This window comes from Angelakisella massiliensis (assembly GCF_900104675.1).
Lineage (GTDB): Bacteria > Bacillota > Clostridia > Oscillospirales > Ruminococcaceae > Angelakisella > Angelakisella massiliensis.
Genome location: NZ_LT629945.1, coordinates 579,078 through 591,905 on the forward strand (window position 1 = coordinate 579,078; position 12,828 = coordinate 591,905).

The 12,828-nt window shown below is 51.8% G+C and carries 11 protein-coding genes and 2 pseudogenes; 2 read left to right on the top strand and 11 right to left on the bottom strand.

The annotated features are described in order from the left end of the window. Window positions 1-15 precede the first annotated feature (15 nt). The 11 genes and pseudogenes from BQ5383_RS08020 to BQ5383_RS08065 all read right to left on the bottom strand — a co-directional run bounded on the left by BQ5383_RS08020 (window position 16) and on the right by BQ5383_RS08065 (window position 10,567). Window positions 16-2,223 (bottom strand): C40 family peptidase, encoded by a 2,208-nt coding sequence (locus tag BQ5383_RS08020; RefSeq protein ID WP_071430976.1) that lies wholly within the window; start codon window positions 2,221-2,223, stop codon window positions 16-18. Next, a complete protein-coding gene (locus BQ5383_RS08025) occupies window positions 2,223-3,251 on the bottom strand; it encodes a DNA-methyltransferase (RefSeq protein WP_268874641.1) in 1,029 nt (342 codons plus the stop codon). Before BQ5383_RS08025 ends, BQ5383_RS08020 begins: the two co-directional genes overlap by 1 nt. Continuing rightward, window positions 3,251-3,844: a nitrogen fixation protein gene (locus tag BQ5383_RS08030; protein WP_071430977.1), complete on the bottom strand. Its 594-nt coding sequence runs from the start codon at window positions 3,842-3,844 to the stop codon at window positions 3,251-3,253. The genes BQ5383_RS08025 and BQ5383_RS08030 overlap by 1 nt, the downstream gene beginning before the upstream one ends. A 15-nt stretch (window positions 3,845-3,859) precedes the next feature. Next, the gene (locus BQ5383_RS08035; RefSeq protein ID WP_071430979.1) at window positions 3,860-6,259 is read right to left on the bottom strand and encodes a VirB4-like conjugal transfer ATPase, CD1110 family; all 2,400 of its coding nucleotides are present in this window, start codon (window positions 6,257-6,259) and stop codon (window positions 3,860-3,862) included. Window position 6,260: 1 nt separating this feature from the next. Next, complete coding sequence (locus tag BQ5383_RS08040; RefSeq protein ID WP_005934790.1) at window positions 6,261-6,641, bottom strand: PrgI family protein; 381 nt, start codon at window positions 6,639-6,641, stop codon at window positions 6,261-6,263. Beyond that, complete coding sequence (locus tag BQ5383_RS08045) at window positions 6,610-7,098, bottom strand: XF1762 family protein (protein ID WP_071430980.1); 489 nt, start codon at window positions 7,096-7,098, stop codon at window positions 6,610-6,612. Before BQ5383_RS08045 ends, BQ5383_RS08040 begins: the two co-directional genes overlap by 32 nt. After that, the gene (locus BQ5383_RS08050; RefSeq protein WP_081365654.1) at window positions 7,086-7,679 is read right to left on the bottom strand and encodes an MT-A70 family methyltransferase; all 594 of its coding nucleotides are present in this window, start codon (window positions 7,677-7,679) and stop codon (window positions 7,086-7,088) included. Before BQ5383_RS08050 ends, BQ5383_RS08045 begins: the two co-directional genes overlap by 13 nt. Beyond that, window positions 7,669-8,538 (bottom strand): VirB6/TrbL-like conjugal transfer protein, CD1112 family, encoded by an 870-nt coding sequence (locus BQ5383_RS08055; protein WP_005934793.1) that lies wholly within the window; start codon window positions 8,536-8,538, stop codon window positions 7,669-7,671. Before BQ5383_RS08055 ends, BQ5383_RS08050 begins: the two co-directional genes overlap by 11 nt. A 39-nt stretch (window positions 8,539-8,577) precedes the next feature. Beyond that, window positions 8,578-8,670 (bottom strand): annotated as a pseudogene (locus BQ5383_RS21880) (Maff2 family mobile element protein); the annotation flags it as partial. A gap of 89 nt (window positions 8,671-8,759) precedes the next feature. Continuing rightward, window positions 8,760-10,292 (bottom strand): annotated as a pseudogene (locus BQ5383_RS08060) (recombinase family protein); the annotation flags it as partial. 56 nt (window positions 10,293-10,348) lie between these two features. Continuing rightward, complete coding sequence (locus tag BQ5383_RS08065; protein WP_008978047.1) at window positions 10,349-10,567, bottom strand: hypothetical protein; 219 nt, start codon at window positions 10,565-10,567, stop codon at window positions 10,349-10,351. Between the two features lie 191 nt (window positions 10,568-10,758). On the opposite strand from BQ5383_RS08065, the gene BQ5383_RS08070 reads away from it, so the two are divergent. Further along, window positions 10,759-11,286: a TetR/AcrR family transcriptional regulator gene (locus BQ5383_RS08070; RefSeq protein WP_071430984.1), complete on the top strand. Its 528-nt coding sequence runs from the start codon at window positions 10,759-10,761 to the stop codon at window positions 11,284-11,286. A gap of 19 nt (window positions 11,287-11,305) precedes the next feature. Next, on the top strand, window positions 11,306-12,823 hold the full coding sequence (gene cls, locus BQ5383_RS08075) for a cardiolipin synthase (RefSeq protein ID WP_008978049.1): 1,518 nt from the start codon (window positions 11,306-11,308) through the stop codon (window positions 12,821-12,823). The last annotated feature ends 5 nt before the right edge of the window (window positions 12,824-12,828 follow it).

Consider the following 12,828-nt stretch of genomic DNA (forward strand, 5'->3'; position numbering starts at 1 on the left):
CAAAACTCCTTTCTTTTAATAGGCGGGTCTTCCGAAGGCGTAGAAATGCTGCTGCCAATAGGAAGAGTTGATAGATGTGTACTGAATGGGATCGCCGCAGTGGATCATGACCCCATCACCAACGTAGATGCCGACGTGAGACACGCCGGGGGTGTCATACGTCCCGACGAAAAAGATAAGATCACCGGGCTGTGCATTCGCCTTTGAAACCGGCGTACAGACGTTGTAAAGCCCCTGTGCGCCCAATCGTCCGGTTTTTACAAGTCCGCTGTTCGTGAGAACGTAGCTGACGAAGCCGGAGCAGTCAAAGGACGTGTCGGGATTGGAGCCTCCCCAAACATACGGATAACCGAGATACTTTTCCGCCTCGGTGATCAGTGTCGCAAACTTCTCGTCGTTCAGGTATTCCGGGTTGACATCGTAGTCGGCGGGAGGATTTGTGATGTACTTGTCCACATAGGGGGAGTTACCGAACAGATCCTCGCGGTTGCCCAGCACCGACATATACGTCGCGTACATGGAAAGCTTTTCCTGAGACATGATGTAGACCGGGACATGGGAGAGATTGAAGTTTTCGAGCTTCACGTTGCAGATGTAGTAGTCATACGGGACGCGATAGGTTTCCGTGTGCGTGTTGCCGTCTGCGTCCGTCCATGTGTCGGTTTCCGTGCGGTATCTGGTTTCGACGATAACCTCTTCGGTGAGGATGTACTGCTTTTCAAACAGCATTTGGAGCGTACCCTGCACCTCATCCAGCGTGAACTCGCCCTCATGGAGAGCCGAGAGAATGGAGATCAGCACATAGGGGTCATGCTCAATATCATCCAGATCGAAGTGATATTCGTCATAGTCATGAGTGCCTTCATAGTTATCCAGATAGCTTTGCAGCTCTTGCTCCATCCGGCAATACTGCGCTTCCGCGCCCAGCATCGCGTCATCCTCACTGAGATAAGAGGAAGCGATAACCGTCGAGCCGGTAGAGGTGAGCATCGAACACGAGCTGATTCCGGCACCGAGCAAAACGAGAAGGGCAATTCCGACGCCGATCCAGATAAAGACCTTCTTGTTCTTCTCAAAGAACTCCTTGATCTTGTCGGACGCCTTCTCACCGAGCTTCTTGCCGGTATTCTTTGTGGCAGTCCCGGCAGTCTGAGACCCGGCATTTCGAGCGGCGGCATATTCCTTCTTGATGCTCTGCTTCTGGTAGTGCTTGTTCATGTTCTGCTTCTTCATCTCAGGATGCTCCTGCTGATTTCTTTCATATTGGAGCTTCGCATCCGCAGCATCCGCCTTGTGTTCCAGCTTGGAGACCTTCTCGTAGGGCTTGTTGACGCTGCTTTCCCGATGATGACGGAAATGCCGAGCGGCTGTCTCAGCGGCGATCTCCGTTTTATGAGCCGCCTCAACCGCCGTGTTTTCCTGTTCGACCTCATGGATTTTGCCGTGAATGCCGGAAGCGAGGGTGTCACCGACCTTGCGGACGGTTTTATCTGCTTCAAATTGCAGCTTGCCTTTGCCCTTTGGCTTTTTCAGCTCATCCTCAAAATGAAGGCGGGTTTTGCCCTTGCCGGTCTCTTCATCAAAGACGCGCTCTTTCTTGAGAACCTTGTGCGTGGGCAACTTCTCACGGGCGGCATCCAGCCGATCATGTGCCTTCTCAGATTTTCTTTCGAGCTTCTGCATCCGCTTCGTGGTCGGGACGGCATCGTCCGAGACCGGCTTTGCAGAGGCAGTCTCCGCCGCTTGAGTGAGAACGGCATCTGCATCAACGGCTTCAACCGCAGAGGTCTTGCGCAGCTTGTGCGTGACAATCGTTTCAGCAATCACCGTGCCGGTATGAGAAGAAACGCCGTGCTGCTCTAAAGTTGGAGGCTTGAACGGCGTTTCTGACGAAGGCAGCGTTTCGGATACATTCTGGGGTGGATTTTCTGTCCTTTTCTCTTCTGTGACGGACGTTTCCGAGGGCGGCTGTGTGTCGTTATCCTCGGTGTGTTCCGCCTGAAACTGACGCTGTTGACGGCGCATCTGCACCTTTTTCTGTTCCTCCGGTGAAAGTGCCTCGGAAGGCTCGGCTTTCTCAGCGGGCTTGATCAGCTCTGCATCTTCCAGCCGCTTTGACACGCGCTGCTCGGTGCCAGCCGTCAGGTTTTCCTCAACCGCGCCCTCCCGCGTCATCCGCAGAACAACCTTGTCGCGGGCTTTGAGTTCCGGTTCCTTGGGCATCAGATTTCACCTCCAATCCGCTTGTAGGCAAGCTCGGTGTATTCAGGGTTCAGCTCTATGCCCACGAAATGACGCCCCATCTGTGAGGCAACCATGCCGGTTGTGCCGCTTCCCATAAAGGGGTCAAGCACAATGCCGCCATCTGGACAACCGGCGAGAAGACAGGTTTCAACCAGCTTTGGAGGGTAGGCGGCATAGTGACCGCCCTTGAAGGGGACGGTGTTGATCTTCCAGACATCGCGCTTGTTGCGGAGCGGATTGATGTCACTGTCCTTGATCTCACCATGCTCGCGGGGGCGGTTGATGGACTGCGGCTGAGGCTGACCGGGAACGGGCTTGCCGTACTTGTTGCCGCCCTTCATGCCGCGCTTGAGGCGTTCTGCCGTTGCAGGGGCAATCGGCTCAGAGATTGCCTTGTAGTCGAAGAAATACTTCCTCGACTTGGAGAACAGGAAAATATGCTCATAACAGCGGGCGCAGCGGTCTTTCACGCTCTCCGGCATGGGGTTATCCTTCATCCAGATGATGTCGTTGCGCAGATACCAGCCGGTATCGCGGAGGGCAAAAGCCAGCATCCACGGAATGCCGATCATATCCTTTGGCTTGCAGCCCTCAACCTTGTTGTTGAGAGCCACAGCCTGACCGTTTCTGCCGTAGGGGTTCTTCGGGTCAATGAAATCTCCCTGATTGCCCTTTCCAGCGTAGGTGTCCGAGATGTTCAGCCAGAGCGTTCCATCCGGACGCAAAACGCGCCTGACTTCGGTAAACACTTCCGTCAGGCGCGAGATATATTCCTTCGGCGTTGTCTCTCTGCCGATCTGAGCCTCCATGCCGTAATCGCGGAGCGCGTAATACGGAGGGGACGTCACACAGCAATGAACGGTGTCATCGGGCAGAGTTTTCAGGATTTTAAGGCAATCGCCGGTATGAATGATGTCAAGTTGTATGGTGGTGTACCTCCTGTTCTGTTGGATTTGCGTTTCCGTTGAAATGTTGGCTGTAAAACCCGATAACATTTCAATGGGCATCAATCGGAGTAATACTCGTCCGGCTCGTAGTCCTCGTCTTCCATGAAGTCCTCGTCGAGATCGTCAATCTCGTCCGCCCAACGGTCGAAGATTTCCTCTGCTTCCTTCGCCGCGTCGCGGTAGAGGCTCAGGCGGTTCTTCTCAAAGGCGGCAAAGGCGGGGACGAACTTGCCGAACTCGCGGATTGCCTTCACATCCTGCGTGCGCATATCTGCGACGCTCTGAATGATTTCGGACATCGTGAGCAGATCGTCGATCATCAGCTCATACTCGCCCTTGGGGATAGAAACGGTTTCATCATCCGCCGCGTCAGCGAAGGGGGTATTCTCATCGTTGTTGCTGCACTCAGAAACATCAACATTGAAGTAAAAGCCGATCATATCCACGGCTACTTTGGTCATAATCTGACGCGCTTCCTTGACCTTTTCGTCGATGTCCTCCCTCACATGGAGATAGGCGCGGTGATGCTTCTTGAGGTCGCTTTCCAGTCGGATCAGATCGGTCAGCTCCCACAGAGCCTTAAACAGCGCGGAGGTGTTCTCTCCGTATTCGATAGCGTCCGCGTAGGGAATGGTAATCATCTTGTTGTTCATATTCAAAAATCCTCCTTAGTTCTGTACGGTTTCTTCTAAACGGGTGGTCATGATACGGTAGAGCTGGGTGTCCTTCGGGAAATCGTCCTTGAAGGGAACGATGGTCGAGCCGTAGAAGATCAGCCCCTCACCGGCATTGGAATTGGTGATGTAGTTCTGCTGGCTGGGCGAGATGTTCAGCGCCTTCGAGAGAATCTGCCGGTCGCCGGACGCCTGATTCAGAAGGTAGACAAAATCCGAGTTTTCAAAAATGTTCTCCACCTCGCGGGAGGCAAGAAGATCCTTGACGTTCTGCGTGATTCCGGTCGGGATGCCGCCCCATTTTCTGAAACGCTTCCAGATTTCCACGCTGTACGCGGCGGTCTGTTCCTCTTTCAGCAAAAGGTGGAACTCGTCCATGTAGTAGCGCGTTGCCTTGTGCTGGGCGCGGTTGATGGTAACTCTGTTCCACACCTGATCCTGCACGATCAGCATACCGAGTTTTTTGAGCTGCTTGCCAAGTTCGCGGATGTCATAGCAGACAAAGCGGTTGTTGACATCCACATTCGTTCTGTGATTGAAGACGTTCAGAGAGCCGTGAACATAGATTTCAAGGGCAGTTGCAATGCGCTGTGCCTCCGGCTCCTTCTGATTTCTCAGAATGTTGTAGAGGTCTTCGAGGATCGGCATTTTCTCCGGCTTGGGGTCTGCAAGAAACTCCTGATAGACCATGCGGACACTGCGGTCAATGATGGTCTTCTCAACCGGCTGCAAGCCGTCCTTGCCGCCGACAATCAGCTCACACATAGAGAGGATGAAGTCGGATTTCAGCGTCAGCGGGTTTTCCTCTTCGGAGTAGTTCGTGTTGATGTCCAGCGGATTGATGTAATCCGTGCTGACCGGCGAGATGCGGATGACCTGACCGCCGAGCTTCTGCACGAGGGGAAAATACTCGGCTTCGGGGTCGCAGACGATGATGTCATCCTCTGTGATGAGGAAGGCGTTCGTCATTTCACGCTTGGCGGAGAAGGACTTACCGGAACCGGGCGTACCCAAGATCAGCCCGTTGGGGTTCTTGAGCTGCTTGCGGTCCACCATGATCATGTTGTTGGACAGCGCATTCAGCCCGTAGTAGAGAGCTTCGCCGCCCTGAAAAAGCTCCTGCGTGGTGAACGGCACGAAAACCGCTGTGCTGGAAGTGGTCAGTCCTCGTTCGATTTCCACCTGATTGACGCCGATAGGCAAAGAGGACATCAGCCCTTCCTCCTGCTGGAAGTCAAGACGCTTGAGCGCACAGTTATACTTTTGAGCAATGGCGGCGGTCTGGAACACCGCGTTTTCGAGCTTCTGGCGGTTGGTTGCCGTATTCATGATGAGGATGGTCACAAGGAACAGTCTCTCATTGCGGGTCTGGAGATCCTGCAACAGACGCTTTGCCTCACCGCCGAAGGTGGCAAGATCGGACGGGATGATGTCCATATCGTAGCCGGAGCGGACCGCCTTTTTCTGCTCTTCGATCTTCATCTTGTCGAGGTCGGTGATCTTCATCTTGATGCTCTTGATTGCCTTTGCCTGGTCAATCGTCCGGATATGAAAATTGACCGTGATGTTGCTGTCCATCTCAAGGAAGTCGGCAAGCATACGGTCATTGAGTTCCGGCGCGAGGATTTGGAGAAAGCTCACCGCACCGATGGTTCTGCCCATCTTGAAGCACTTGCCTTCACGGAAGTCAAAGGAAGTGGGCGCGATGAAATCCTTCGTGCTGAGTCCTGTCCGGACAACCATGTCAAAGGAAAAGCGGAACGGCTCATTGGTGTCCATGTTGAATACGTCATGAAGCACTTTCAGCCGCTCGTAGCCGGACAGCGGCTCGGTTCTCACACCGAGGGTTTTGAAGTTATTGAGAATGTCGGTTTCAATGCGTTCGAGCTTCGGCTTTGCCGTGCGGAGGGAGTCCGCCTCAATGCCGAAGGTGATGTACTTCTTCTTGACCAGTCCGTTGTTGCCCTTGGTGAGCTGACTTTGCAGCATACCGGAATACTCGGAGCGGATGTCGTTGAAGGCGTCCTCCTGTGCCGGAATGTTGATGCGCTTGCGAAACTCATTGAGACTTGCCTTCTGATTGATGAAGGAGAGCTGGACAAAGATCGAGCTGTCAAAGTAGTTCAGGAAATCGCACCAGTTCTCGAAGATGGCAGTTTTGTCCTCGTTCTGCGCAAGCTGGTAGTTGATGTCCTCAAAGGCGATGGACTTCGTGTAGAGGCGGCTGTTCACCTTGCAGATACCGTCGCGGCACATTTCCACATAGGGAATGGTCTGCTGGGCGGACTTGCGGACTTTCTTTGCCTTCCTATCCTTTTTCTTCTGCATGACAATCCGCTTCTTTTCCTGAGCGGAAAGGGCATCGCCGTAAATGACGCCGTTTTTGACCGTCATCTTAGGCTTTGCCTTTGCTGTGCTGTTGTTCAAGCTGCAATTCCTCCTGTTCTTTGATTTTCTGCTGAATTTCAGCGTAGAGATTGTTTGTGCGATAGGGACGCACCTTGTCCCGGATGAACATGGACTGTACGATGTGGTACAGATACTTTTCGGCGGGCTGACCGTCCTTCTCGTAAAGCGCGAAGAAGATAAACGGGAGCATGATAACCACCATCAGCATTGCCGCCGTAGACAAATCGAGATGCGCCTTCGCCAGAAAGAAGATCGGGACGCCGACTGCCGCAGCGATGGAAAAACAAATAAGCTGCCGCTTGGTCAGGTTGAACATGACCTTCGTTTTGACGCGGTTAAGATCCTTCGGGACCGGAACAAATGCCATTGACTGTTTCCTCCTTTCTAAGCTGCCTTTCGTAGCGCAGCTTCATTTGTGCGGGATATTGATCCTCCTTCGGCTGACGCTTGCCCGTCCAGCGAAGCCCACCCGCTTTGCCTTGACAGATCCAGCCGGAAGCCCGAAGGCTTGCACCGTTTTCGCTTTCCAGCGTGTAGGTGATGATGCGCTTATAGCCCATAGCCGCAGCAGCTCTTGCCGCCGCGCCGTAGAGAAAGCTGCAAGCGTTCTTTGCGCCGTTGGTGCATAGCCTTGTAACCTCCAATGTGAAGCCGTCATCCAGATACCGGCTGACGGGACGCCCGGCGATGATTACACCGACCAGCTCACCGTCTGCTTCACAGCCGATGGAGAACTTGTGACCGGCAACCGGCTTGTGATGTCGGTGATGCTGCCGGACATACTCGTTGGCGTCTCGAAGAGAGATGGGTTTTAGCCGCAGCATGGTGTTTCCTCCATAGGAAGATGAGCCGTGCATTCGACCTCGTTGCCCCAAACGTCCCAGCCTTCGGGAGACTGACGGGCAAAAAGCTCCACGCGGGGAAGGTCTCCCATGAGCCGAACAATGCGTTCCCGCGCTTCATCCGGCTTTTTGGAATGCTCTTCGATGTGGCTGAGGATGACCTGACGCACACCGGCGTCAACTCGCTTCGGGTGCCCCTTTGTGGCAAGGATGCAGATTTCGGCGTTCGCCCTTGTCCAATACCCCATGCCGGTGAAGAGATCGTCGTTCCTGCGGTTTTGCTTCACCCATACAAAAGCCACGGTCTTATAAGAAAAGCCCCATGCCGTCAGCACTTCGAGTGCTTCACAGAGGCACGGGAACGTGATCCAGAGGAACAGGGCGCAGTCCTTCGCAGCAAGCTCACCGACCGGAAGTGCCTTGATGTCCTCAATGCACATTGTTGGGTAGTGGCTTTCTGCCGACCGTCCCTGTCCCTTCTTGGAGTAAGTCCGATACGCCCAAGGGGGATCGGCGTAGATGATGCTGTACTTCTTCATGCTGCCGACCTCCTTAGTGCGCATGGAAGATGGATTTTGCAAGGCTTCCGGTCTTGAACAGCGAGAAGCACAGAATAACCGTGTACGCTGCCACAGAGAACAGAGCCGAATGAATGTTGTCTGCGATGATCATGCCGTTGATCAGCACCGCATAGATGCCGACGCAGACCATGATGAGAAAGCCCTGAAATGCCAGAGCGAACAAGCCTTTCAGATAGTTCGTGCCGATGCTGCCCCATTCGCGGTTGCTCATGGTTGCGATGGGAATAGGCGCAATGCTCACGGTGCAGTAAATCTCAATCATGCGCCCGTAGAGGATGACCGTAATGAGGATCGCCATGATTTTGAGGCACAAGCTGATCAGAAGAGTTTCTATTGACAGACCGAGCAGTTCTCCGACGCCCATGTTCTCCATGCCGGTACGCATCTGCGCAATCGTCGCGTCAATATCAATGCTGGTGTTGCCGTGGATTACTCCTGCTGCACCGGAAACCACGTTCTGCCCGATGTCGAATACTGCCATCACGATGTCAAACGTGTGTGTCACGAGGTAGATCGCCACAGCCGCCTTGAAAAACCACTTGAAGAACATCCAAGTGTCCATGTCGTGAAGGTTGTTTTTCTCGGTGATCATGGAAATCAGCTCGTAGCACAAAACAAAGGTGATGATGATACCAGCGATGGGGACTATCACGTTTTCGGATAGTCCCCGGATCATCTGGTACACGCCGCCGTTCCAGCCGGACGGGGTTTGCCCGACCTCGGCGGCAATCGTTCCTACCTTCTCGTTGACATCGGTGAACATATTGGTCAGGTTGCTCTCGATCCATCCGATCAGCATATCCTTGAGAGCCTGTTCGATCTTTTCTAAAATGCTGCCCAATATTTCACCACCCTTCGGTTAAGCTGGGCTTGCCGTGGATTAGCCGAACAAACCGGAGAGCAGGGGGATGAGGGTCGTGCCGATCAGCACCACACCGCCGCCAGCCATGAGCTGCTTAATGCCCTGAGATTTTACTGATGTGCGATAAAGAAGTAATAGAAGTGTAAAAAATTTTGCCGTTCCTATCCGGCACTTGGCCATTGTGTCGGATAGGTCGGGCGTTAGGCTTCGGGCAAGTCAATCTTGCCGACAAAGCTGTAATAAATCTCAATGTCCTGCCTGCGGGTGCCGTTCTCGTCATAACTGCACTCATGCACGACGATTTTCTCAATCATCTCCCGCAAGAGGGTGGGGGTAAGTTCCTCAAAGGCAAGGTGCTTTCGGACGATACCCATAAACTTTTCCGCGTTGACGGTGGCGGCCTGCGACTTGTCCAGTTCGGCCTGCAAAGCGGCGGCGCGGTCTTTCAGTTCCCGCTGTTCCTGCTCATAGTCTGCCGACAGTTCCATGAAACGCTCGTCGCTGATTTTGCCGTTCACATTGTCCTCATACAGCCGCTTGATAATGCGGCTCACTTCGGCAATGCGCTCCTGTGCCTGTTCAAGCTGCTTGGTGGCTGCGGCGGTCTTTCTCTTGCCGCCGATCTCGTTCTGCTGGATAAGCAGCTTCACAAAGCGGCTCTCATGCTTGGCGGCATACTCGGTCACTTGCCGGAGATTGGAGAGGACACCGGCGGTCAACAGGTCGGTGCGGATAAAGTGCGCCGTACAGTCGCGGGTTCGCTTCTTGTAGCTGCCGCAGATGTAACAGTCCTGCTTGCGGTTCTTGTTCTGATACCGCTGCTGGTACATCACATGGCCGCAGTCGGCGCAGAACAGCATACCGGAGAACAGTCCCACTTCATCATAGCGGTTCGGGCGTTTGCGCTGCTTGCGTAACTCCTGCACGCGCTCCCATGTTTCCCGGTCTATGATAGGCTCATGGTGGTTCTCAAAAACAGCCTGCTTCTCCACGGGGTTCTCTACACTGTGCTTGACCTTGTAAGAGGGCTTCTCCGTCTTGAAGTTTACCAGACAGCCGGTGTACTCCCGGTTTTCGAGGATATGAACGACGGTGTTCGTCGCCCATTTGCACTCATAGCCGGGGTGGTAGCGGCGTGTGCTGCCCGTCCTGCGGTATTCCAGCGTCCCCGGCGTGGGGATTTGCTGCTCCGTAAGCATACGGGCAATCTTGGTCGGGCCATTCCCGGCAAGGCAAAGCTGGTATATCTGCTGGACAACCGGCGCGGTTTCCTCGTCAACGATATAGTTCTCGTCCTCGTCCATGAGGTAGCCATAGACCGGCTTGCTGGTAACAGGCTTGCCGCTCATGCCTTTTGCTCGTTTTACTGCTTTGATTTTCTTGCTCGTATCTCTCACCAGCCATTCGTTGAACAGATTTCGCAGAGGGGTAAAATCGTTGTCCATGCCGCCGTTTGCGCTGTCCACATTGTCGTTGACAGCGATAAACCGCACTCCCTTTTGAGGGAACAGCATTTCCGTGTAAAACCCTACCTGCAAGTAGTTTCGCCCTAACCGGCTCATGTCCTTGACTATGACGGTTCCGACTTTCCCGGCCTCAATGTCTGCAAGCATGGCTTGAAAACCGGGACGCTGGAAGTTTGCGCCGGAAAAGCCGTCGTCGGTGTACCAGCGCAGATTGGTAAAGCCGTTCTGCTTGGCGTAGGTTTCCAAAATCCTTTTCTGAGACGAGATTTGTCAAGGTTATTTTCTCCCGCTGAATACAAATGTCCAACTTTACTGTGAATAGCTCAGATATAATAAACACAGAGCCGCAGAATGGCCAGGGTTGCCATCACCGCCGCAATGATTAGGATGGTGTTTCGGTTTTCTCCGGCCACTCCGATGTCAATCATACTGGCCAGGGCAGTAGGCAGCAGCATGGCTGTCACAGCGGAGAGCAGCATCAGCGCCAAGAGGGCGGCCACATGCTTTCCGCTGAGTTTTACACGGGAAAAAATCGTACCCATAGTTTTCCTTTCTGCTCGTCGTACTCGCATTTTAGCTTGACAGGGCAAATAGCAAATGATAGTATAAATGAAACGATAGTATCATAGATGCTATGAATATCACAGAAGCAGGCGTTGTCAATAGTCCGAGCGAAAGTGGAACAAATGACAATCCTTGTTTCAATGATACGCAATTAAAGGAGACGTTTCTTATGCGAAGGACAACGGCTACAACAGACTATCTGAAAGAATGTATGGGTACAGCGTTGCTGGAACTAATGAAAGAAAAACCCATTGAAAAAATCAGTATTGAGGAGATGACTGCCAAGGCAGATGTAGGTCGCTCCACTTATTTCCGTTATTTCAAAAGTAAAGATGAAGTTCTGTCTTTCAAAATCACATGTCTGTGGAAGCGCTTTTCCGACGAACACGGTGCTACCAACTTCGCCACTGGTAGTTATGACGGCATCAGGCTGTTTTTTGAATTTTGCCTTTCCACTCGTCCTATTTGTGATCTGCTCTACTCAGCTGATCGCCAATATGTGATTCTAAACTTCTATTTACAAGAAGCGGCATCCATTGTCGCTAATGCCGATGCCAAAACGCACTACTTTATCCAATTTATTACATATGGATTGTTTGGGCTTATGAATGCGTGGGTATTACGAGGCTATAAAGAAACCCCACAGGAAATGGCACAAATAGTTTGCGATTGGGAAGCATCTTCGGAGGAGAAATAACATAGAGGGGGGTAAACATATGGGAAAAATCATTCGACGCATTCTAACAATTATTCCAGCGGTGGCTTTACAATCGCTCTGGCTTTTGCTGTTGATGAAATGGCTGACCCCTTACGCACCGATTATTGTGTCACTGCTTTCCGTTGCAGCGTTTTTCTTGGTGGTATTTATTATTATAAAGAGAGATGAAACCGCTTATAAATTGCTTTGGCTGCTGGTTATTCTGTCACTACCTTTGGTAGGAGCGTTACTATATCTGCTCTTTGGAAATAAACGGACGGCCCGCCCTCTAAAAAGGCGCTTGCAGCAAGTTCAAAAGAGTTGCAATCCGCAGCCTCTTCCAATAAAAGAAGCGCCCTTTGACGGCGAAAAACGCATGGGGCAAACAGTGCGGTGGCTGGAAGAAAAAACGCAATATCCGATGTGTGCAGTTGAGCAGGTTCGTTACTATCCGTTGGGCGATAATATGTTCCCTGATATGCTTGCCGATTTGAAAAATGCAAGAAACTCGATTTACGTAGAATACTTCATTATTGAGCCGGGGCATATGTGGGACGCAATCGTGAACGAACTGGAAGTAAAAATGGAGCAGGGCGTTGATGTACGTGTGATATACGATGATCTTGGCAGTATTTCTTCGTTCAATTTCAGTAATGTCCGTGAACTGAAAAAGAAAGGCATTCCATGTATTCCTTTTAATCCTTTCCTTGCCTTAAAAGGAACTGCAAACTATCGCGATCATCGCAAAATGCTGATTATTGACAACGAAGTTGCTTATAGCGGAGGTATCAACTTATCAGATCGGTATATCAATTTGGAACATCCCTATGGACACTGGAAGGACACAGGCTTTCGGATTACTGGTGAGCCAGTAAAAAATTTTACCCATATGTTCTTGACCTTTTGGAACGCATTTTCGCTGGAAAAAGAAGCAGGACAGCTTGCAATGCCCACATATCCCAAAAGGTATCCTGCGCCGCCGCACACATTTGATGGTTATGTGCTTAGTTACTACGATTCGCCCCTTAACCATGAAGCTACCAGTAATCAGCTCTTTATTGACTTGCTTTCTCAAAGCACGGATTACGCATGGTTTTTTACACCGTATCTTATGCTTGGCGATGACTTGATGGATGCAATGATTTCCGCTGCTCAACGTGGTGTAGACGTGCGGATCATTATGCCCGGCATCCCTGATAAGAAGCTGATTTTCCGTATGTCTCGGAGCTTTTATCAGGTGTTGCTGACTGGCGGCATCAAGATTTATGAGTATACTCCCGGCTTCGTTCATGCAAAGAGCTTTGTATCAGACGACAAAGTTGCGACGATAGGAACTGTCAATCTGGACTACCGCAGTCTCTTTCTCCACTTTGAAAACAATTCGTTCTTTTATCGTTCCAGTATTATTGCAGCAATAAAGGACGATTTCATCGCTACACAGGCAAAATGTAAAGAGGTAAAGCCCTATGATATGAAACATTATTCGCGCCGCTGGGTCGTAGATGGTGTCCTTCGTATTTTCGCACCGCTATGTTGAGGTTT